The 21,200-nt window shown below is 63.6% G+C and carries 18 protein-coding genes; 10 read left to right on the forward strand and 8 right to left on the reverse strand.

Annotated features, from left to right (window positions below):
• Positions 1-62 precede the first annotated feature (62 nt).
• Complete coding sequence (locus AB4Z43_RS26040; RefSeq protein WP_038650055.1) at positions 63-626, forward strand: TetR/AcrR family transcriptional regulator; 564 nt, start codon at positions 63-65, stop codon at positions 624-626.
• A gap of 46 nt (positions 627-672) precedes the next feature.
• On the opposite strand, the gene AB4Z43_RS26045 is transcribed toward AB4Z43_RS26040, so the two are convergent.
• The 6 genes from AB4Z43_RS26045 to AB4Z43_RS26070 form a co-directional block, all read right to left on the reverse strand.
• Positions 673-1,746: an ABC transporter ATP-binding protein gene (locus tag AB4Z43_RS26045; RefSeq protein ID WP_441939475.1), complete on the reverse strand. Its 1,074-nt coding sequence runs from the start codon at positions 1,744-1,746 to the stop codon at positions 673-675.
• A complete protein-coding gene (locus AB4Z43_RS26050) occupies positions 1,733-2,671 on the reverse strand; it encodes a PfkB family carbohydrate kinase (RefSeq protein WP_441939477.1) in 939 nt (312 codons plus the stop codon). Before AB4Z43_RS26050 ends, AB4Z43_RS26045 begins: the two co-directional genes overlap by 14 nt.
• Positions 2,671-3,693, reverse strand: a complete 1,023-nt coding sequence (locus tag AB4Z43_RS26055) for an SIS domain-containing protein (RefSeq protein ID WP_441939479.1) — start codon at positions 3,691-3,693, stop codon at positions 2,671-2,673. The genes AB4Z43_RS26050 and AB4Z43_RS26055 overlap by 1 nt, the downstream gene beginning before the upstream one ends.
• Complete coding sequence (locus AB4Z43_RS26060; RefSeq protein WP_019861544.1) at positions 3,690-4,535, reverse strand: carbohydrate ABC transporter permease; 846 nt, start codon at positions 4,533-4,535, stop codon at positions 3,690-3,692. Before AB4Z43_RS26060 ends, AB4Z43_RS26055 begins: the two co-directional genes overlap by 4 nt.
• Positions 4,535-5,419: a carbohydrate ABC transporter permease gene (locus tag AB4Z43_RS26065; protein WP_019861543.1), complete on the reverse strand. Its 885-nt coding sequence runs from the start codon at positions 5,417-5,419 to the stop codon at positions 4,535-4,537. The genes AB4Z43_RS26060 and AB4Z43_RS26065 overlap by 1 nt, the downstream gene beginning before the upstream one ends.
• 184 nt (positions 5,420-5,603) lie before the next feature.
• A complete protein-coding gene (locus AB4Z43_RS26070; protein ID WP_441939482.1) occupies positions 5,604-6,842 on the reverse strand; it encodes an extracellular solute-binding protein in 1,239 nt (412 codons plus the stop codon).
• A gap of 220 nt (positions 6,843-7,062) precedes the next feature.
• Between AB4Z43_RS26070 and AB4Z43_RS26075 the strand changes: the two genes are divergently transcribed.
• Positions 7,063-8,277, forward strand: a complete 1,215-nt coding sequence (locus AB4Z43_RS26075; protein ID WP_027047461.1) for an ROK family transcriptional regulator — start codon at positions 7,063-7,065, stop codon at positions 8,275-8,277.
• Positions 8,278-8,375: 98 nt separating this feature from the next.
• Positions 8,376-9,986 carry an inorganic phosphate transporter gene (locus AB4Z43_RS26080; RefSeq protein WP_441939484.1) on the forward strand — a complete coding sequence of 537 codons (1,611 nt, stop codon included), beginning with the start codon at positions 8,376-8,378 and terminating at the stop codon, positions 9,984-9,986.
• Between the two features lie 108 nt (positions 9,987-10,094).
• On the opposite strand, the gene AB4Z43_RS26085 is transcribed toward AB4Z43_RS26080, so the two are convergent.
• A complete protein-coding gene (locus tag AB4Z43_RS26085) occupies positions 10,095-11,255 on the reverse strand; it encodes a patatin-like phospholipase family protein (RefSeq protein ID WP_441939486.1) in 1,161 nt (386 codons plus the stop codon).
• Positions 11,248-12,036, reverse strand: coding sequence for an acetoacetate decarboxylase (locus AB4Z43_RS26090; RefSeq protein ID WP_019861538.1), 789 nt, complete (start codon positions 12,034-12,036; stop codon positions 11,248-11,250). The genes AB4Z43_RS26085 and AB4Z43_RS26090 overlap by 8 nt, the downstream gene beginning before the upstream one ends.
• A gap of 244 nt (positions 12,037-12,280) precedes the next feature.
• On the opposite strand from AB4Z43_RS26090, the gene AB4Z43_RS26095 reads away from it, so the two are divergent.
• From AB4Z43_RS26095 to AB4Z43_RS26125, 7 genes are all read left to right on the forward strand, one after another.
• Positions 12,281-13,069, forward strand: a complete 789-nt coding sequence (locus tag AB4Z43_RS26095) for a 3-hydroxybutyrate dehydrogenase (protein WP_019861537.1) — start codon at positions 12,281-12,283, stop codon at positions 13,067-13,069.
• 72 nt (positions 13,070-13,141) lie between these two features.
• Positions 13,142-13,900, forward strand: coding sequence for a phosphodiesterase (locus AB4Z43_RS26100; RefSeq protein ID WP_441939488.1), 759 nt, complete (start codon positions 13,142-13,144; stop codon positions 13,898-13,900).
• 162 nt (positions 13,901-14,062) lie between these two features.
• On the forward strand, positions 14,063-16,549 hold the full coding sequence (locus tag AB4Z43_RS26105) for a patatin-like phospholipase family protein (protein ID WP_441939490.1): 2,487 nt from the start codon (positions 14,063-14,065) through the stop codon (positions 16,547-16,549).
• A gap of 324 nt (positions 16,550-16,873) precedes the next feature.
• Positions 16,874-18,202 carry an NAD(P)H-dependent oxidoreductase gene (locus tag AB4Z43_RS26110; RefSeq protein ID WP_064981049.1) on the forward strand — a complete coding sequence of 443 codons (1,329 nt, stop codon included), beginning with the start codon at positions 16,874-16,876 and terminating at the stop codon, positions 18,200-18,202.
• Positions 18,203-18,204: 2 nt separating this feature from the next.
• Entirely contained in the window at positions 18,205-19,233 is a 1,029-nt protein-coding gene (locus AB4Z43_RS26115; protein WP_019861533.1) for a thiamine pyrophosphate-dependent dehydrogenase E1 component subunit alpha, read from the forward strand.
• The gene (locus AB4Z43_RS26120) at positions 19,233-20,231 is read left to right on the forward strand and encodes an alpha-ketoacid dehydrogenase subunit beta (RefSeq protein ID WP_019861532.1); all 999 of its coding nucleotides are present in this window, start codon (positions 19,233-19,235) and stop codon (positions 20,229-20,231) included. Before AB4Z43_RS26115 ends, AB4Z43_RS26120 begins: the two co-directional genes overlap by 1 nt.
• 3 nt (positions 20,232-20,234) lie before the next feature.
• Positions 20,235-21,200 (forward strand): dihydrolipoamide acetyltransferase family protein (locus tag AB4Z43_RS26125; protein ID WP_441939493.1); only part of this gene is annotated, 966 nt, incomplete at its 3' end.

The raw sequence follows: 21,200 nt of genomic DNA on the forward strand, positions 1-21,200 counted from the left end.
GGCTTTACTGTACCGTCTGGACGGTCTTGTCAATTGGGCCTAAGCTTGCGAAGGGAGGCGCCATGAGAGCCCGACGACCGAACTCGCGCGAGAAGATACTCGCGGCGGCGGCTGACGTTGCCCGGGAATCCGGGCCCGGCAGCCTGTCGCTGGATGCCGTCGCCAGCCGCGCTGGCGTGTCGAAGGGTGGGTTGCTCTACAATTTTCCGACCAAGGCCAAATTGATGCAGGGGCTGGTCGAAGGCTATCTGCGCGACTTCGAGCAGGCGCTGGAGACCGCCAACAGCAACGACGATGGCAAAAATCCGCTCGCCGTCTACATCAGGCTGTCGGCCGATGATTGCGAGGAAAAGCGCCCCTCGGCCTCGTGGATTTTTTCGGCGATCGCCGAGGATCCCGATTTCATGACGCCGATAAAGACATTCAAGCGGCAGCTTTTCGAACGGCTGAAGGGCGAAACATCAGACCTCAAATCGCTGCTGGTCTGTTACCTCGCCATCGAGGGGCTGCGCAGCATGAACCTTTTCGATTCCGACGTGCTGTCGAAGGACGAGCGGGAACTGCTGGTGGCGTCCTTGCTGGAAATCGCCGGTTCGCCCGATGCGGCGCAAGCCCCCGCGACGTAATCCTGAAAGCCTTCAGCCGGCAGGCACCGGTTTTTCCGGGTCAGACTCAAAAAGCCTTGCCGGTGTCAGGGTCGAAGAGCCGCAGCGCGTCCTCGCTGAAGGCGAAGCTTGCCGCCTGACCTTTCGCGACGCGGGACGCCGGCGGCAGGCAGGCCGTCAGCCGCTGTGTGCCGATCCGTGCGGTGGTGACCAGTTCGGGACCGGTCAATTCGACAACTTCAATTTCCACCGGCACTGACGGCGCGGCCGCATCCGCCGCGACCCGCAGTGCTTCGGGCCTGATGCCGGCCACAACCCGCGCTCCGTCCTGCACCGCGTCGCGGAAACGGGCGGGCAAGGGCAGGCTCGCCTTGGCGCCATCGATGGCCAGCGTGGTCCCTTGAACCGTCGCCTGCAGCATGTTCATCGACGGTGCGCCGACAAAGCCGGCGACATAGAGCGTTGCCGGCTCGTTGTAGATCTCCTCGGGCGTGCCGAGCTGCTCGATCCTGCCGTCGCGCATCACCGCGATGCGGCTCGCCAGCGTCATTGCCTCGATCTGGTCGTGAGTGACGTAGACGACGGTGGTCTGCAGCATCTGATGCAGGCGCTTCAGCTCGGTGCGCATTTCCAGGCGCAGCTTGGCGTCGAGATTGGACAAGGGTTCGTCGAACAGGAACACTTGCGGCTTGCGCACCAGTGCCCTGCCGATGGCGACGCGCTGGCGCTGGCCGCCGGAAAGCTGGCTCGGCTTGCGGTTGAGCAGGGCTTCGATCTGCAGCAGTCTTGCCGCCTCGGCCACCGCCTTTTCGCGCTCGTCGGGGGCGACGCCGCGCATTTCCAGCCCGAAGCCGATATTACGGCGCACGGTCAGGTTCGGATAGAGCGCGTAGGACTGGAAGACCATGGCGATGTCGCGGTTCTTGGGGTGAACGCCAAGGATCGAGCGGCCGCCGATCAGCACGTCGCCGCCCGTCGCTTCGGCGAGGCCGGCGATGATGTTGAGAAGCGTCGACTTTCCGCAACCCGACGAGCCGAGCAGGACCAGGAATTCGCCGCTCTGCAGAGCGATGTCGATGCCTTTCAGCGTTTCGACGCTGCCGTAATTCTTGCGGACGTTGCGGATTTCAAGCGCGCTCATGCGTGGCTTTCCTTGGATGCATCGGTTCGACGTAGTTACGGGGCAAGGTTGATATGGCGCGCGACGCCACCTGCGTCGCGGCTGCAAGCGAGGTGGTCAGTGTCTGGTCCTGCGCCAGTGCGGCCAGGAAGGCCGCATTGAAAACATCGCCGGCGCCGATGGTGTCGACGACCTTGACGTCGGGCGCGGTCGCCGTGACCAGCGCTCCGCCCGGGCCGATGGCGATCGCCCCTTCGGGGCCGCGCTTGACGACGGCGGTCGCGCCCTTCTTCATGCTGGACTGGATTTGCCGCGCGGCCTCGACCGGATCGGGCAGGCCGGCCAGGGTCACGGTCTCCACCTCGTTGAACAGAGAAAGGTCGCAGCGCGCGAGCCAGGTGCGCGCCGCCTTGCAGTTCGCTGGGGTCCAGCCCTCCATCGGCCAACCGGTGTCCAGCGCTACCGCGATACCGTGCCCGTTCGCCCAGTCGAAGAACGCTTCGTAGTCGCGGGTGAGGTCATCGGTGAGGAAGGAGCCGCACAGCAACGCATAGCCGCCGGCGAGGCGCTTGCCGTCGAGCACCGAAAATACGTCGGCAAGGCTGAAGCGGGGCAGGTGGCCGCGCGTGGTGAAAAACGTCCTTTCGCCGTCGGGATGGGTCATGCCGACCGAAAGCGTCGTGCTCTCCGGGCGCACCGGCCATTTGTCGGCGCGGCTGCCGAACGCCTCGCGCAGCCAGCGGCCGAACTGATCGTCGCCGACATTGGCGGCGATCTCGAAATCAATGCCCAACGCCTGCCAGGCGAGCCCGGTGTTGCCGGCCTGTCCGCCAACGCGCAGATCGTCGTGATCGACGACGGTTTCGGTGCCTGCCTTCGGCCATGGCGCGACCGGGCCGACAATCAGGTCGACATTGACATTGCCGATCACCGCGAGCGGACGCATCACTCGCTCCTGGTGATCTTGGTCGAGCGCACGGGCGTACCGGCATTGTCGACGCGACTGTCGGCGAAGGCGATCATCAGGCGCTGTGCCACCGGCAGCATGGCGAAGATCGCGGCGAGACCCGAAGCCGGCTTGAACGAGAGCGTGACGGCGCCCGCGACCGGCGATTGCCCGGAAGCGTCGAAGATGATCAGCGGCGCGCCGGCCTCGACCACGGAAAGGGCCATCGCCGTCACCAGTTCCGCTGTCGGATCGTTGGCGCGAAACAGGATGATTCCGATTTTTGGGCCGAGCATCTCCATCGGTCCGTGCCGCAACTGGCCGCCTTCGAGCGAGAAGCAGGGCAGCCGCGACAGTTCGGTGAGGCCGAGCGCCAGCGCCTCGGCGACGCCCTGCAGGCGGCGGCCGGAGGTGACGATGGTCGTTACCTCCTCCAGCGCTGCGAGCGCTTGCGTGATGTCGTTGTCCTGCTTCTGATCCAGTGCGCCAAGAGCGGCACTTGGGTCCTCACCCAACGCAGCCAGGATGGCCAGATGCAAGGCGAAGGTCACGGTCAGGCTGCGGGTGGCGGCGAAGGCCAGTTCGGTGCCGCCGGCGCCGACCAGGCAAGGCGCGGTGCGGGCGAGAAAGGAGCCGCCCTCGAGCGTCAGGCCGAAAATATCAGTAGTGCTTCCGGCTTCCGCAAACCACCTGACGACCTCCGCGCTCTCGCCGGACTGCGAGGTGACGAGCACCGTCTTGCCGTCCAGCGGCACCGGCTGGCCGAGCTGTTCCGAGAGCGGCAGTGCCAGCGCATCGATGCCGAGCGCGCGATAAAGCGGTTCGACGGCGCGGCCGACGGCATGCGAACCGCCCATGCCGAGCAGCAGCAGCCGGCCGGTCTTCCTGATCGAGGCGGCGACGTTTGCCGCCATGGCAGCGTTGTTCTCGAACGAAGCACGCGCATCCGCATGCTGGCGCGCCATCTCGCGGTCGATGGCGACCAGTCCGGCCGGTCTAGATCTCGTTGCAGTCATCGTCATCCTTTCACACCGCCGCTGGTCAGGCCCGAGATCAGCGCCCGTTGCATGACGAGGCCAATCAGCACCGGCGGCAAAGCGGCCAGCACGCCGGCGGTGGCGATCAGCCCGTAGTCGGAAACACGGCCGCCGGCCAAATCGGCGATGGCGACGGTCAAGGTCTTGGCGCGCTGGTCGGAGGTGAACAGCAGCGCATAGAAGAATTCGTCCCAGGCGAGCAGCACGGCAAACAGCGCCGATGTCGCCATGACCGGCGCCGCCAGCGGCAGCGTGATGATGCGCAAGGTCTGGAACAGGCCGGCGCCGTCGATCATCGCCGCCGCCTCGATCTCGCGCGGAATCGAGTCAAAACCGGATTTCATCAGCCAGGTGGTGAAGGGCGCCAATATGGTCAAATAGACCAGCGCCAGGCCGAAGACATTGTTGAGCAGGCCGAGATGCGACAGGCCCATATAGAGCGGCACGGCGAGCGCCACCGGCGGCAGCATGTAGGTGGCAATGACCATCGACAGCGACCAGCCGATCGCCGGCGTGCGCGAGACCGCCCAGCCGGCGGGGATGGCCAGAGCGAGCGCCGCCAGCGTCGCCATGCCGGCGATCTCCAGGCTGTTGCGCAGCGACGAGGTGAAGGCGGCGCCGGCGCTGTTTTCGGTGGTCGACAGCAATGTCTGGTAGCGCGAGAAGTCGGCCGCCTGCGGCCACCAGCGCAGCGGCTTGGCAGCAAGGTCGGCGGCCGGCGAAATGCTCATGATGAACAGCCAGGCGATCGGCGCCAGGATGATGGCGGCGAGCAGCAGCGCGCAGGCATGGATGAAGATGGTGAAGGCGGGGCTTTTGCGTTCCATCAGGCGGCACTCCCGGCGGTCTTCCTGACCAGCGCCGCATAGGCGACGGCGAGCACGGTGACGAGCAAGGTGACGATCAGCGCCAGCGACGCGCCGGAGCCGGCGCGCTGGAAGGAGAAAGCCTCCTGGTAGACAAGGATCGATAGCGTGCGCGTGCTGTTTGCCGGGCCGCCGCGGGTCATCACCCAGATGATGTCGAAGACCTTGAAGGCCTCGATGGTGCGCAGCACCAGCGCCACCATCAGCGGGCCGGCGAGATAGGGCAGGATGACGAAGCGGAAGCGGTTGAACGGTCCCGCGCCATCGACAAGCGAGGCGGCGGTGATGTCGCGCGGCACCGCCTGCAAGGCGGCGAGCGCGATCAACGCCACCAGTGGAAAGTTCTTCCAGCAGTCGGCGACGATCAGGGCCACCAGCGCCGTTCCCGGCTCACCCAGCCAGGAGCGGTAGGCGTCGATGAGATTGAGTTGCGTCAAGGCGGCGTTCAGCGCGCCATATTCGGGATTGTAGATCAGCCGCCACAGCGTGGCGTTGACCACGGTCGGCAATGCCCAGGGCAGGATCATCAAGGCGCGCAGGATGGCGCGACCGTGGAACTGCTGATTGAGGAGCAACGCGGCGAGAACGCCGATCACCATTTCGGCGGCAACGGAAATGACGGCGAACAGCGTCGTGGTGACCAGCGTGCGCGAAAAATTCGAGCTCGACAGCATGTTGGTGTAATTGTCGAAGCCGACGTAATTGCCGCCGGTGCCGACCAGCTTGGCGTCGGTGAAGGAAAGACCGACCGTATCGACCAGCGGCCAGCCGATGACGGCGACCATGACCACGAGCAGCGGCAGCATCAGCAACCAGGCACGGGTCGTCATCCAGGTGCTCGACATCGGAGCAACCTCTCCCTAGCGATCTTGGTTTCAGACATAACACGGGCGGCACTCGCGCATGACCCCGGAAGTCGGAACCGACTTCCGGAAAGGATCATGCGCAAGATCAGAAGCGCTACAGCGTCCTTTGCGCGTCCAAGGGACGCGGGGCGCTGTAGTTCCGCCCGCAACTGGAGAAAAGTGCTTAGAGGCCGCTGTTCTTGGCGGCCGTGGTCAAGGCATCCTCAGGCGAGGACTGGCCGAGCAGCGATTCCTGGATCGCCTGCTGCAGCGCGGTCGACAGTTCCTGGTATTTCGGCGTGGTCGGACGCGGATACATGGCGGCAAGACCCTGCTTGGCGGCGGCGATCAGCTCTTCCTGGCCCTTGGTGACGGCCGGGTCGTCATAGGACGAGGCCCAGATCGGCAGCGACAGCTTGGCATACTGGTTCTGCGTCGCCTGCGAGGTCATGTATTCGATGTATTTCCAGACTTCGTCCGGATGCTTCGAGACCGCGGTGACGCCGAGGCCCATCGAACCGTTGACGGCCGACACCTCGCTGATACCGGTGACGCCCGGTGCCGGCACGACGCCGACCTTGCCCGCCACCTTCGAGTCCTTCGGATCGTTGGCCATGTTGTACATGTAGGTCCAGTTTAGCGCGAAGGCGGCGTCGCCGTTTTCGAAGACCTTGCGCACGTCTTCTTCCAGGAATTCCTTGGAATTCGGGTTGGTGAGGCCGGACTTGTAGCTGTCGACCATGTATTTCAGCGCCGAGAGGCCGCCGCCATTCTGGAAGTCCGGCTTGCCGTCCTTGAGGAAGTCGCCGCCATAGGCGCTGACCAGCGTGGTGTAGTCGCAAATCGCGGCCTCGGCCTGCGACCAGCTCCAGGCGATCGGCGTCTTCAGCAGGCCCTTGTCCTGGATGATCTTGGCCTGTGCGCCAAGCTCTTCCCAGGTCTTCGGCGGTGTCTTGATGCCGGCCTTCTCCAGGATGTCCTTGTTGTAGAACAGATATTTGGTGTCGAGGATCCACGGCATGCCGTAGTATTTGCCGTCGTACTGGACCGTGGTCCAGGCGCCGGGCAGCACACCCTTCTTCATGTCGTCGGTGATCTTCGACGAGACGTCGACCAGCACCTTGTTGGTGGCGTATTCGGCCGGCCAGATGACGTCGAACAGCACGACGTCGTAGCCGCCGCCCGACCCCTGGGCCAGCACGGTCTTGTCGTGCAGGCCTTCATAGGGAACGAATTCGAGATTGACCTTGACGTCCGGATTGGCCTTGGTGAAGGCGTCCGTCATGGCGCGCACATCGGCCTCGCTGTAGGCGGCCTGCGCCATGAACAGCGCATTGAGCGTCGTTTCGGCGAAAGCGTGAGGGACGAGCAGTCCTCCGGCGAAGACCGCGCCGACCAGTGTTTTGGTGATTGTCTTAAGCATCTTCTTCTCCCATTTCCGGCGTTGACGGGTCGGCGATGCGGGCGTTTCGCTTCGCCTTCCCGGGTCCATGTCGCGTGACCTGATGCTTACCCGGCCGACCAGTGGCGACAGGCGGAAGGCCTTGGCCATCTTGTTTTGGGACATTCGGTTTGCATTAAGTCAACTCGCTTGACTTAATTAGTCGATCAATATTCTAATGGAGTCAAGAGGGGAAAAGCCGGTGGATGACATCAGCCCGATCCGCGCCAAAAGCGGCACCAACCAGGAAGGCACCAGCGCACACAACCGCCGGGTCATGATCGAGGCGCTACGCCTCAATGGCGCCCTGTCGCGGGCCGACCTGGCGCGGGCGACTCAGCTCACCAAGCAGGCGGTCTCCAACATCATCGAGGATCTCGAAAGCGACGGCCTGGTCGTCGCGCTGGACGCGGTGCGCAAGGGCAGGGGGCAGCCGTCCACGCCCTACAGGCTGGTGCCAGAAGGCGCCTTCGCCATCGGCTTGCATATCGACCGCCATCTGACGCGCGCGGTGGCCGTCGACCTGATGGGAAGCGTGCTGGCGCGGGCCGAGGCGAACCTGCCTTTCGATGAGCCGTCGAAGGGCGTCGAGATCATCCTAGAGCTGATTGCAGGGGTGCGCCGTGACCTGGCCGGCATTTCGGCGCAGTCGGAAAAACGGCTGGTCGGTCTCGGCGTTGCCATGCCCGGTCCTTTCGGCCTGAAGGATTCGGACGACAAATGGATGATGCCCGCCTGGCAGAAATTTCCGCTGCTAGAAACGCTGGCCAAAGGCACGGGGCTGAATGTCGGCCTGCAGAACGATGCCGCCGCCTGCGCCACTGCCGAACGTATCGTCGGCGCGGCGCATGGCGTCGACCATGCGGTCTGTCTCTATGTCGGCTACGGCATCGGCGCCGGGCTGATCCTCAATGGCGAGCTCTATAGCGGCGGCCACGGCAATGCCGGCGAAATCGGCATGGCGCTGCTGGCGCCGGCTGGCCCAGGCTCGACGCCGCTCGAGCACCGCGCCTCGCTGGCCTCGCTCTACCAGCATCTCGACCTCAATCCGGCGGACAGCGATATCTACGAACAGATAAACGCCCTGGTGCTGGCCGAGGATACGAAGATGATGGCATGGATCGACGGGGCCGCGCATGATCTGCGCTGGAGCGTGCATCTCATAGAGACGATCTTCGATCCGCAGACTGTGATCCTGACCAGCGGTGCGCCGGAAGCGCTGGCGCGCCGGCTCGTCGAGGCGATGCACCCGCTGCTGCCATCGATCGCCGATCGGCCCGGGCGGAATTTGCCGCGCCTGCAGCTCGGCACCACCGACCCCTGGTCGATCGCGCTCGGTGCGGCCGCGGCGCCGATCAGCCGCGCCTTCGATCCGCTGTTCTCGGCGATCCTGAAGACGCGTTCCGCTCCGGCATAGAAACTCCCGAGGCCGAAGCGTCTCGGCGTCACACAGGGTTCATCGTGCGGACATAGCGTCTTTCCCAGTTCTTTGCTGCAATGCAATAGGAGTGGGACATGGTGGACATAGTTTCTAGTGAGGCGGGCATTCCGAGACCGGATCATCCGCTGCACAGTTCGGGCGGCGCGACGTGGTTTCTGCCGGCCTTCGGCGTGCTGGTGCTGGTCGGCGTGGTCTATGTCGGCTACGCGCTGAGCCAGGACCTGGCGGTGGCCAAGACCGTGCCGTGGATCCTGCTCGGCATCGCCTTGCTGATCGCGCTCGGCTTCGAATTCGTCAACGGCTTCCACGATACGGCCAATGCGGTGGCGACCGTCATCTACACGCGCTCCCTGCCGGCCGAATTCGCCGTCATGTGGTCGGGCGTCTTCAATTTCCTTGGTGTTCTCACCTCCAGCGGCGCGGTCGCCTTCGGCATCCTGTCTCTGCTGCCGGTCGAACTGATCCTGCAGGTCGGCTCCTCCTCCGGCTTTGCCATGGTGTTCGCGCTGCTCGTCGCCGCCATCCTGTGGAACCTCGGCACCTGGTTCCTCGGCCTGCCGGCTTCGAGCTCGCACACGATGGTCGGCTCGATCATCGGCGTCGGCCTCGCCAACCAGTTCATGGCGCCGTCCGGCAGCGCCACCAGCGGCGTCGACTGGTCGCAGGCGACCAATGTCGGCGTGACCTTGCTGGTGTCGCCGATCATCGGCTTCTTCGCCGCCGCGGTCCTGCTCTATGCGATGAAGCTGCTCGTGCGCAATCCGGCGCTCTACGAGGCACCGAAGGGCAACACGCCGCCGCCTTGGTGGATCCGCGGCCTGCTGATCTTCACCTGCACCGGCGTCAGCTTCGCGCATGGCTCCAATGACGGACAGAAGGGCATGGGCCTGATCATGCTGATCCTGATCGGCGTGGTGCCAACGGCCTATGCGCTGAACCGCACGCCCGACATCAACTATCTCGAAGCCTACAAGTCGGCTTCGGCCAATGTTGAAACGGCGCTTGGCAAATATGCGAAGCCTGGTGTCACCGTCACGGATGCCAAGGATGCCAAGGCGGCCGTCCAGGATGCCGTGCGCACCCGCAGCTGGAGCGACAAGACTACGGTCGCCTTGCAGACCTACATCCATAACACGACGGCTGGACTGCAGCCCTATGCGTCGGTCCACAACGTGCCGACCGATCTGGTCAGCAACGCCCGCAACGACATCTATCTGATCGGCGAGGCGCTCAAGCTGATCGACAAGAAGCAACTGCTGCCGATGCAGGGCGCCGATCTCAAGGCGGTGACCGACTACCACAAGGCCGTCGACAATGCGACGAAGTTCATCCCGCTCTGGGTGAAGATCGCGGTGGCGCTGGCGCTGGGTCTCGGCACCATGGTCGGTTGGAAACGCATCGTCGTCACTGTCGGCGAGAAGATCGGCAAGAGCCACCTGACCTATGGCCAGGGCGCGGCGGCCGAACTCGTCGCCATGGTGACCATCGGCATGGCCGATCGGCTCGGCCTGCCGGTTTCGACCACCCATGTGCTGTCGTCGGGCGTCGCCGGAACGATGGCCGCCAATGGCTCGGGCCTGCAATGGTCTACGGTGCGCAACCTGCTGCTGGCCTGGGTGTTGACCCTGCCGTGCTCGATCGCGCTTGCCTTCGTGCTGTTCATCGTCTTCCGCCAGGTGTTCTGAGCGGAGCGCAGTGCACTACGCAAAAACGGCGCCGCTTGCGGCGCCGTTTTCGTTTGGGGTCTCAGAGGATAGAGGAAAAGTCCCGGCCTCTACGCTGGCTTGTCGATTTCAGGTCGGGTCTTCGCGATGCAGATCGTGGATGGTGACGCCGTCGGCATTGGCCGGCATGGTCAGCCATTTGCGATGGCGCAAGGTGCGCTGCGTGTCTTCCAGGCCGGTCTCCCAATGCTCGCGCATCGAGGTGCCGGAGAACTCGTAGTCCTTGGCGTGACCTTCATAGCCCTTGTGCTGGTAGATCAGGTGCACGATGTTGACCAGGCCGGCATCCGAATAGTCCGCGATCAGCGCTTCTTCCGCCGGTGTCAGCTGCTCCTTGGGTACGCGCTTGAGCGCATCGAGCAGGCGCATCTTCAGGCCATGGATGCGCTTGAAATTGTCGGTGTTCTGGCGCGTGCGGCTGGAATACATGATGTCCTTGTGGCGCGACAGCACGTCCGGCATGCTGCGCGGCAGCACACCGCGCGCGCTGAACAGGTCGACCTGGAACACCAGCGACGAACGGTCCTCTTCCTGGTCGAGCAGATATTGCAGCGGCGTGTTGGAGACGATGCCGCCGTCCCAATAGTACTCGCCTTCGATGCGGACCGACGGAAAGGCCGGCGGCAGCGCGCCGCTGGCCATGATGTGCTCGGGTCCGATGCGCACTTTTTCCGTGTCGAAATAGACGAAGTTGCCGGTGCGAACGTTGACCGCGCCGACGCTCAGCCGCTTCTTGCCGTCGTTCAGCACATCGAAGTCGATCAGGCTTTCCAGCGTGTCTTTCAGCTCGGCGGTGTCGTAGAAGCTGGTGGCGCCCTCGGCACCCTGCGGCTCGAACCATGGGTTGGGGTTGCGCGGCTTGAAGAAGCCGGGCTGGCCCATGGTCATCGTCATCCAGGACGAGGTACGGTTGCGGATGTCGCGATAGATGTCGCCTTCGGGCGTGTAGCTCCAGATCTTGCGGCCCGAGATGGTCTGCCAGAACTGTTCGAGCCGCTGCAGGCGGCGGCTGGGTTCATTGCCGGCGATGATCGAGGCGTTGATGGCGCCGATCGAAACGCCGGACAGCCAGCTCGGCTCGCAGCCGGCATCGGCCAACGCCTGGTAGACGCCGGCCTGGTATGCGCCGAGCGCGCCGCCGCCCTGGAACACCAAAGCGATGCGGTCATATTGCGCCGAAATCTCCGCGATCGTGGCGGCGGCTTCCTTGTTTCGGTGGCGTTCAAGCACGAATTTTCTCCGGCTGGGTTGTGCTGGTTGCGAGCCGGCTGTGATCACTGAGATAGTCGTGGACGACCTCGCCCAACCCAAGCGTCAAATCGGCCTTGAAGTGGACTGCGGAGACGATGTCGAGCACCGGCAGCTTCGCCACGTCGGCCATGACGTGGGGCCGCAGGTCCAGTGCCGCCGGCGCCGTCCAGGCCTCCTTCAGCATGATGTCGGTGAGATAATAGCGCACCAGCTCGCAGATACGCGGCGTGCCGTCGACATGCGGGATGATCTTGATCAGGAAATTGGGCGCGGCGAGCGATGCGAGCACGGAATCGTGATCGGCTTCCCGGTGTTTGTAGCCCATCGTGCCGGTGGCGCACAGGACGCTGCCATAATGCAGCGTGCCGACGATCACCTCGCCTTCGTGGACGATCTTGGGATTGGCCAGTTTCTTCGGAAAGCCCCACAGCTCGCGGCCGCCGGCAATCGGCGCGTCGTCGTCGAGATACATCGAGTGGACGTAACCGCCATGCTGGCCCTTGTACTTCACCGGAATGACCTGGCCGGTCTCGGTGTAGTCGCCGAATCCGGTGGAGTCAGGCATGCGGATGAATTCATACTTGACCAGCGGTTCGTCGATTTCCAGGGGCGCCGGCACCACGGCCTCCAGCGCCTCGCGTGTCGTGCGATAGGTGATGATGATGTATTCGCGGTCGAAGAAACGGTAGGGACCGGGCGGGAAGGACGGGTTGGTCAGCGGCATCGCATAGGCGCGCTTCACGACATCGGCGATTTCCAAGCTGCACCCCCAAGGTTCCGTCGGATGAATTTCGTTCAGGAATGACCGCGCGAATGCGCAGCCGATTATGTTGCACGGCACCATGACAGTGCCGTGTCAGGCAAGCGACCGTGGTTTCGCAGCGGACGGGGTCGTGCCGGCGCTGCCGTCTGGCTGTAATCGCACCGACATATGGCTCTGTCATTGTCATGTTGCGACGCACAATTATATGCTCTCATTCCCTCCCTCCTCTCGCGAGATCACCATGGGTTCCCTGTCTTCGAAGAATTCCCTCGTCACCGGCTCGACCAGCGGTATCGGCCTGGCCATTGCCCGCGCCTTCGCCGCCGAGGGCGCCAACGTCACCATCAATGGTCTTGGCGACCCTGCGGCCATCGAGCAGGAGCGCTTGGGCATCGAGAGGGATTTCGGCGTCAAATGCCGCTACTCCGACGCCAACATGATGGATGGGGCGGCGGTGAGCGCCATGGTGCATGATGCCGAGGCGGCGTTCGGCAGCCTCGATATCCTGGTCAACAATGCCGGCATCCAGCACGTCGCGCCGATCGAGGAGTTTCCCGACGACAAATGGGAAGCCATCATCCGCATCAATCTTCTGGCGGCCTTCTATGCCATCAAGGCTGCGGTGCCGGGCATGAAGGCGCGCAAATGGGGCCGCATCATCAACACGGCTTCGGCGCACGCGCTGGTCGCCTCGCCGTTCAAATCGGCCTATGTGTCGGCCAAGCATGGCATTGCAGGGCTGACCAAGACGGTGGCGCTGGAAGTCGCGCAGGACGGCATCACGGTCAACGCCATCGCGCCCGGCTATGTCTGGACGCCGCTGGTCGAGAAGCAGATCCCCGACACGATGAAGGCGCGCGGTATGACCGAGGAACAGGTCAAGCATGACGTGCTGCTCGCCGCACAGCCGACGAAGGAATTCGTCACCGTGGAGGAACTTGCGGCGTTGACACTGTTCCTATGCTCGGATGCGGCCAGGCAGATCACCGGCACGACCCTGCCGATGGACGGCGGCTGGACGGCGCAGTAGAGGGGACAATCGAGGCGTTGCGTTTTCTGGTTGGCGCCACGCGGCGCCGGCGGGAAGGGTACGGTCAGGTCCATGAAAATCATCCAGCTCTCCGATCCGCATCTGATGACGCCGGGTGGCCTGCTCTACGGCTCCGATCCGCTGGCAAGGCTGGACGCCTGCCTTGCCGACATCGGCCAGAACCACGCCGATGCCGAAATGGTGGTGATCTCAGGCGACCTGACCAATGATGGCGAGCGCGCCGCCTATGCGGCGTTGCGCGACAGGCTGGCGCGATTTTCGCAGCCCTGCCGGCTCATGCTCGGCAACCATGACGACCGGGCGCTTTTCCTCGAAATGTTCCCCGATGCCGCCGCCGAGCAGGGGTTCGTGCAGAGCGTGTTCGATGGCACAGAGGGCCGGCTGATCCTGCTCGACACGCTGGACAGCGGCCATGTCGAGGGCAGGCTGTGCAACGCGCGGCTCGAATGGCTTGATGAACGGCTGCAAGAGGCGGGCAACCGGCCGGTCTTCCTGTTCATGCATCACCCGCCGTTCCGGATCCATATGCCTGGCCTCGATGAGGTCAGGCTTGCCGACGCCGATGCCTTCCATGACGTGCTGTCGCGCCACGGCAATGTCCGCCACATTTTCGCCGGCCACGTCCATCGGCCGATCGCCGGCAGCTGGCGCGGCATTCCCGTCAGCACGCTGCGCAGCACCAACCACCAGACCGCCCTCGATTTTTCGCAGAGCTGGAGCCTGGGCCACGAGCCGCCCGCCTATGCGGTGATCTTCATCGATGCGGAGGGGGTGATCGCGCATTTCCACGATTTTCCCGTCGCCGGATAATGTGCCGCCAACAGAGGGGGACAAGGACGCGATAGCGCCATCGCGCCATGTCTTTCTTCGTGTTTTAGGAGCATCTTGTGCAACCGTAGAGCAATCATGCGCGCCGAGAGTGCCATGCCCAGCGACACTGAGGAAGCTTCGCCGATCTCGTTCTATGAGGTTATGACCGCCGAGGCGTCGGTTGTTACACGGCGCCGGGAACTGGTTGCGGCCAGACACGCACCGGACATCAAGACCGTGAACGGGCCTGCCGCCAAGCCGTCAGCCACCCAAGTCAATGTGGCAGGGGCGGACAAAGAAGACGAACGCGGCAACCTCTATCCCGTGGTCAAGACGGATCGCGACCTGACTGGTCTGGCGTGCTCGGGCGGTGGCATTCGTTCGGCGGCATTTTGCATGGGGGTGCTGCAGGCGCTGGAGTCCATCACAGAAAAGGACCGGCCGAAAGTGTTCGAGAATATCGACTATATGTCGACGGTTTCCGGAGGCGGCTACATCGGCACGTCGCTGGTCGCCGGGTTGATGCAGACCAATGGCGAGTTTCCGTTCACAAGCACGCTCGGCGGTCCTGAAACCCTCGAGACACAGCACATCCGGGACTACTCCAACTATCTGGCGCCGAAGGGAATGATCGATGTCGTCGTCGGCCTCGTTGTGGTGATGCGTGGGCTGCTGATCAATGCGATGATCTTCCTAGCCGCGCTGTTGACGCTCGCCTGGTTGACCATCCTGATCAATCCGACCGAAACGTCGCTGCGGCTACCCATTCTTCACAAGCTGACCCAGAATTCAGGGAACGTGTTCTATTGGTCGATCCTGATGGCAGTGGTCCTGGGACTCGTCCAGATCGGCTATTCGATATTTGCCTTTCGGCCTTCCAGCCGGACCGACCGCATGACGACACTTGTCGAGCGAGAAATGGCCAGCAGGATCTTGGCGCTCTTCTTCATCGTCTGCCTGCTGATCGCCTTCTTCGAGTTTCAAGCCTATGTCCTGGCGGGCTTCTTCGATGCGGCCAAGGCGCCAGACGATTGTTCCGAGATCAACTGGGTCGGCTGCATCCTGATCCACGCCCCTACGTCTCTCAAAGGGCTCTGGACCGTGCTTGCCGGCATGTCGGCGGCCCTTGCTGCCTTCGGCAACAAGCTGATTGCCGTAGCGGCGGCCTCGAAGAGCGACGATTCGTGGACCGGGACGGCCAGGCATCTTGCCTCAAAGATACTGCTCTACTGTCTGGCAATGGTCGTGCCGATATTGCTGTGGTGCATCTATCTGGGGCTTTCCTATGCGGGGATCGGCGCTGGAGACACGGTCATTGGAAACACCAGGATGACCTATGCGGTTCTGGCCGGTGTGCTCATCGTCCTGTCGTTGCTGGTGACACCCAACGCGAATTCCCTCCACGGATACTATCGGGACCGCTTGAGCAGGGCGTTTCTCTGGCGCCTGGACAAGCTGAAAGAGAGTGCCAGGAACGAGCTTGCCGAAAAGAGCCACATCCTTGCTGATTTGAGAAAGCGGCTGAAAGACAGGCAGGCTCGGAAACGGTCAACCGATGTCGATCAGTTCAAGTTGACTTCGCTCAAGCCCGGATCTCCGGGAAAGTGGGCCGATTCCGTCTGGTTCTCCCCGTACCTGCTCATCAACACTGCGGTCAATCTGGAGGGATCGCCCTATCTCGGTCGCCGTGGTCGCAGCGCCGATTCCTTCGTCTTCGGTCCCATCTACACCGGCAGCCAGGCCACTGGCTATGCCGCGACGATCTCGCTCGAGCGCGCTGACCGCAATCTCAATCTCGGCACGGCAATGGCCATCTCCGGCGCGGCGGCGTCGGCCAATATGGGCGCAAATACGATCCGGATCCTGACGTTCAGCCTTGCCGCACTGAATGTCCGCCTGGGGTACTGGCTTCCAAATCCGCGATTTCTCCGCGGTCGTACCGGCCTGCGGCGATTGCTGGCTAATATCGCACCCTGGTACTTTGCCAAGGAGGCGATTGGCAGGGTCGATGAACTGACGAGCAACGTCTACCTGACGGATGGCGGCCATTTCGACAATCTAGGCCTGTATGAACTGCTGAAACGGCGCTGCAAGGTCATCGTCGTTGCCGACGCGGAAGCGGACCCGACGCTCGACTTCAACTCGCTTATCCGGGTCGAACGCTACGCGCGAATTGATCTCGGCATCCTCATAGATCTGCCATGGTCCGAACTGCGTCGCTCCAATGCCCTGGCGACCGAGGACAGTCTTGTCAACGCCTCGACCGACGAGGCGCGGTTCCAGGGGCCGCACGTGGCGATCGGTCGTATCGACTATGGCGGAAACGAGCACGGTGTCCTGATCTACATCAAGTCCTGCATGAGCGGCGACGAGAGCGACATGATCCGCGATTATCGAAGACGGTATCCGCAGTTCCCGCACCAAACCACCCTCGATCAGTTCTTCAACGAGGAACAGTTCGAGGTCTATCGCGCACTTGGCTTCCACGCGACCCGCAATTTCTTCACCGGCAAGGATCATTTCGCCAGCTTGAAGAGCTGCCCGGTTCCGGACTGGCCGGGCGCTGTGGGGAAGGCACTGACCGAACTCAACGTGCCTGGCGACGCCGTGGAGAAGATCGTGCAGCGCCAGCAGGATGCGATGATATAGCGCCGCCATGGGCGACCGGCCCGGCGATGCGTTCGATGTCGCCGCATGACGATCCCCCGCGCGTTCCATCACGCAGCCGAGAACCTGGTGAGCCCTGTCGATCGAGAGCCCTGCCGCATCGCCGGTCGGCTGATCCCCTGAAAGCACGGAGTTGCGCGGAGGCGACAGGTCCTGGTCCGGTTCGCCGCCGGAAAGGGCTCGGGAAGGAGGTGCTGGAAAGTTTCCAAAAGCACACGGATTTGGACATTAGTCTTGACAGAAATACAGATGTTCAATACCCGTCAAGCGAATGAACAAGCCTGCAATGTGGGAGGAATGAGCGGAATGGCTTCCAATGTTTCGTTGACGGGCCTTGCCCGCGATCTCGATGAGCGCGGCAAGTCGGGCAAGCCCATCCGCATCGGCCTGATCGGCTCCGGCGAGATGGGAACCGACATCGTCACCCGCGTCGCCCATATGTCCGGCATCGAGATCGGCGCGATCTCGGAACTGAACCTGCCGGCCGCCAGCAAGGCGGTGGACATCGCCTTCCAGGAAACCGGCCATGCGCGTGAAGTGTCGAACGCTTCGGCGATGACGGCTGCCATGGAGGCCGGCAAGGTGGCGGTCACCAATGACGCCAGCCTGGTCATCAACAATGATCTGATCGACGTGGTCATCGACGCGACCGGCGTCCCCGCCGTCGGCGCCGAAATCGGCCTGCGCGCCATGGAACACGGCAAGCATCTGGTGATGATGAATGTCGAGGCCGACGTCACCATCGGCGCCTATTTGAAGAGCGAGGCCGATCGGCTCGGCGTCACCTATTCGCTGGGCGCCGGCGACGAGCCGTCCTCCTGCATGGAGCTGATCGAATTCGTCTCGGCCATGGGCCATCCGATCGTTGCCGCTGGCAAGGGCAAAAACAATCCGCTCAACATCGACGCCACGCCGCCCGCCTATGAGGAAGAGGCCAAGCGCCGGCATATGAATGTGCGCATGCTGGTCGAATTCGTCGATGGTTCGAAGACCATGGTCGAGATGGCGGCGATCGCCAACGCCACCGGGCTGGTGCCCGACAAGGCCGGCATGCATGGCCCGGCGGCGACCCTCGGCGAGCTCTCGAAAGTGCTGGTGCCTGAAAAGGACGGCGGCGTGCTGTCCAGGGTCGGCGTCGTCGACTACTCGATCGGCAAGGGCGTTGCGCCCGGCGTCTTCGTCGTCGCCGACATGTCGCATCCTCGCATTTCGGAGCGCATGGAAGATTTGAAGATGGGCAAGGGCCCGTATTTCACCTTCCACCGCCCCTATCACCTGACCTCGCTCGAAGTGCCGCTGACCTGCGCCCGCGTCGTGCTCTACGGCAAGGCCGACATGGTGCCGCTGGCAAAGCCGGTGGCCGAAGTCGCCGCGGTGGCCAAGAAGGACATGCAGCCCGGCGAGAAGCTCGATGCGATCGGCGAATATTGCTACCGCGCCTGGATCATGACGGCGCCCGAAGCCCATGCCGCCAAGGCCATTCCTTGCGGCCTGCTGCAGGGCGGCTCGGTCACCGCGCCGATCAAGAAGGGCGAGCTCATCACCTATGCCAATGCCGCCCCGGCTCCGGGCTCCAAGATCGCCGAACTGCGCGCCCGCCAGGACAAGCTCGTCTACGGAACCGCGGGAGCCTGATCATGGCCGGAGCCAGCAAAGCCGTCGCGGACAGTCGCGCCAACCTGCCTTTTGTCTATCGCCAGTACAGCGCCGAGCAGCTCAAGCAGGTGCTCTACAAGATGTACCTCATCCGCCGCTTCGAAGAGGGCGCCGAGGAAAGCTACATGCGCGGCCTGATCCACGGCACCATGCACCTGTCGATCGGCCAGGAAGCCAGCGCCATGGGCATCTGCATGCCGCTTGGCGAGGATGACCAGATCACCTCGACGCATCGCGGCCATGGCCACTGCATCGCCAAGGGCGCCGAGGTCAAGCGCATGTTCGCCGAGTTCTTCGGCAAGACCACGGGCTACTGCAAGGGCCGCGGCGGCTCGATGCACATCGCCGATGTCGCCAAGGGCAATCTCGGCGCCAACGGAATTGTCGGCGGCGGCATTCCGATCGCCGTCGGGGCCGCACTCTCCTCCAAGATGATGAAGACCGGCAAGGTCGTCGTCTCCTTCTTCGGCGACGGCGCCAACAATGAAGGCGCCTTCCACGAGGCGCTCAACATGGCGGCGGTCTGGAAGCTGCCGGTCATTTTCGTCTGCGAAAACAATGGCTACGGCATGTCGACGTCGACCGCCCGTTCCACCGCTGTCAAGAACATCGCCGACCGCGCCGCCGCCTATTCGATGCCCGGCGTCATCGTCAACGGCAACATCTTCTCGGAAGTCGCCGAGGCCTCCTACAAGGCCGTCGAGCGCGCCCGCGCCGGCGAGGGGCCGACGTTGATCGAATCCAAGACCTACCGCCATCGCGGCCATTCCAAGAGCGACCGTAATCGCTATCGCACCAAGGAAGAGATCGAGGACTGGATGTCGAACCGCGACCCGATCACGCTGTTCGAGAACGAGCTGCGCGAATTCGGCTTTATCGACGACGAGGGCATCGAGGCCATTCGCAGTGGGGTGGCGCAGGAGATCGCCGACGGCATCGAGTTCGCCAAGGTGAGCCCGTCGCCTGACGTCAGCGAGACCGGAAATTACGTGTATACGGAGCAGGCGTGATGGACGCGATGGTGCGTGAACTGAGCTACGCCCAGGCGATCCAGGAAGCCATGGCGATCGCCATGGACATGGACGAACGCGTCTTCCTGATGGGGGAGGATATTGGCGTCTATGGCGGCGCCTTCCAGGTGACCGGCGATCTGGTCGAGCGCTATGGTACCGAGCGGGTGATCGACACGCCGATCTCGGAACTGGGCGGCGCGGGCGTGGCGGTGGGTGCGGCGCTCACCGGCATGCGGCCGATCTTCGAATTCCAGTTTTCCGATTTCGCCACGCTCGCTATGGAGCAGATCGTCAACCAGGCGGCCAAGATGCGCTTCATGCTGGGCGGCGAGGTTTCGGTTCCCGTGGTGATGCGCTTTCCCGCCGGCTCGGGCACGGGTGCGGCGGCCCAGCACAGCCAGAGCCTGGAAGCCTGGCTCGGCCACGTGCCAGGGCTCAAGGTCATCCAGCCGGCGACGCCCTATGATGCCAAGGGCATGCTTTTGGCGGCGGTCGCCGATCCCGATCCGGTGATGATCTTCGAGCACAAGCTGCTCTACAAGATGAAGGGCCCGGTGCCCGAAGGCTATTACACGGTGCCGATCGGCAAGGCCGACATCCGCCGCGAAGGCCGCGACCTCACCATCGTCGCCACCTCGATCATGGTGCAGAAGGCGCTCGACGCCGCCGCCACGCTGGAAGCCGAAGGCATCGACGTCGAAGTCGTCGATCTCCGCACCATCCGGCCGATGGACAAGCAGACCGTCATCGACAGCGTCAAGAAGACGTCGCGGCTGATGTGCGTCTACGAGGCGGTCAAGACGCTGGGCATCGGCGCCGAGGTCAGCGCCATGATCGCCGAGAGCGAGGCGTTCGACTATCTCGATGCGCCGATCGTGCGGCTGGGCGGCGCCGAGACGCCGATCCCCTACAATCCGGAGCTCGAGAAAGCCACGGTGCCGCAGGTTCCCGACATCATCAGTGCCGCGCGCGACCTCGTCAAAGGGGTTCGCTGAGACATGCCGACCGAAGTCATTCTTCCCAAGGTCGACATGGACATGGCGACCGGACAGATCTCGCGCTGGTTCGCCGAGGAAGGCGCCCGGGTCAAGAAGGGCGACGTGCTGTTCGAGATCGAGACCGACAAGGCAGCCATGGAAATCGACGCGCCGGCCAGCGGCGTGCTGCGCGACGTCACCGGCAAGGAAGGCGTCGACATTCCGGTCGGCGCGCCGGTTGCGTGGATCTATGCCGATGGCGAGGCCTATGGGGCCAAGCAAGACGCGGCTCCGATCTCCCCCCTCGGAGGGGAGATGTCGGCGAAGTTGACAGACGAGGGCGCTGTCCCGCCAACGTCGCATTCTGTCACGCCCCCCTCTGCCCTGCCGGGCATCTCCCCCACAAGGGGAGAGATCGGCCAATCGCCGTCGGGCATACGCGCGACACCGCTTGCCCGACGTCTGGCCCGTGAGGCAGGCCTTGCCCTTGCCAGCATCATCGGCACCGGCCCATACGGCCGCGTGGTCAAGGCGGACATTGACGCGGCGGTTGCCAAGGGCGGAGCCAAGGAAGCACCAGCGGTGGCTCCTGAAGCTCCCGCCGCCGCTGCTGCTTCCGCGCCGGCGGTGAAGGCGATGTCGGACGACCAGGTGCTGAAGTTGTTCGAGCAAGGCTCCTACGAACTCGTCCCGCACGACAATATGCGCAAGACGATTGCGCGGCGGCTGGTCGAGGCCAAGTCCACCATCCCGCATTTCTATCTGACGCTCGACTGCGAACTCGACGCATTGCTGGCGCTGCGCACGCAGATCAATGCCGCCGCCCCGATGAAGAAAACGGACAAGGGCGAGGCTCCCGCCTACAAGCTGTCGGTCAACGACATGGTCATCAAGGCGATGGCGATGGCCTTGATGGCTGTGCCGGATGCCAATGCCTCGTGGACCGAAAGTGCCATGGTCAAGCACAAGCATGCCGATGTCGGCGTT

The sequence above is a fragment of the Mesorhizobium sp. 2RAF45 genome (assembly GCF_052115225.1).
In the GTDB taxonomy this organism is placed as follows: domain Bacteria; phylum Pseudomonadota; class Alphaproteobacteria; order Rhizobiales; family Rhizobiaceae; genus Mesorhizobium; species Mesorhizobium jarvisii.

Excerpts from the sequence above, each read along its gene's own strand:
- AB4Z43_RS26040 (WP_038650055.1), top strand. The coding sequence starts at position 63 with ATGAGAGCCCGACGACCGAACTCGCGCGAGAAGATACTCGCGGCGGCG.
- AB4Z43_RS26045 (WP_441939475.1), bottom strand. The coding sequence starts at position 1,746 with ATGAGCGCGCTTGAAATCCGCAACGTCCGCAAGAATTACGGCAGCGTC.
- AB4Z43_RS26050 (WP_441939477.1), bottom strand. The coding sequence starts at position 2,671 with ATGCGTCCGCTCGCGGTGATCGGCAATGTCAATGTCGACCTGATTGTC.
- AB4Z43_RS26055 (WP_441939479.1), bottom strand. The coding sequence starts at position 3,693 with ATGACGATGACTGCAACGAGATCTAGACCGGCCGGACTGGTCGCCATC.
- AB4Z43_RS26060 (WP_019861544.1), bottom strand. The coding sequence starts at position 4,535 with ATGGAACGCAAAAGCCCCGCCTTCACCATCTTCATCCATGCCTGCGCG.
- AB4Z43_RS26065 (WP_019861543.1), bottom strand. The coding sequence starts at position 5,419 with ATGTCGAGCACCTGGATGACGACCCGTGCCTGGTTGCTGATGCTGCCG.
- AB4Z43_RS26070 (WP_441939482.1), bottom strand. The coding sequence starts at position 6,842 with ATGCTTAAGACAATCACCAAAACACTGGTCGGCGCGGTCTTCGCCGGA.
- AB4Z43_RS26080 (WP_441939484.1), top strand. The coding sequence starts at position 8,376 with ATGGTGGACATAGTTTCTAGTGAGGCGGGCATTCCGAGACCGGATCAT.
- AB4Z43_RS26095 (WP_019861537.1), top strand. The coding sequence starts at position 12,281 with ATGGGTTCCCTGTCTTCGAAGAATTCCCTCGTCACCGGCTCGACCAGC.
- AB4Z43_RS26100 (WP_441939488.1), top strand. The coding sequence starts at position 13,142 with ATGAAAATCATCCAGCTCTCCGATCCGCATCTGATGACGCCGGGTGGC.
- AB4Z43_RS26105 (WP_441939490.1), top strand. The coding sequence starts at position 14,063 with ATGACCGCCGAGGCGTCGGTTGTTACACGGCGCCGGGAACTGGTTGCG.
- AB4Z43_RS26110 (WP_064981049.1), top strand. The coding sequence starts at position 16,874 with ATGGCTTCCAATGTTTCGTTGACGGGCCTTGCCCGCGATCTCGATGAG.
- AB4Z43_RS26115 (WP_019861533.1), top strand. The coding sequence starts at position 18,205 with ATGGCCGGAGCCAGCAAAGCCGTCGCGGACAGTCGCGCCAACCTGCCT.
- AB4Z43_RS26120 (WP_019861532.1), top strand. The coding sequence starts at position 19,233 with ATGGACGCGATGGTGCGTGAACTGAGCTACGCCCAGGCGATCCAGGAA.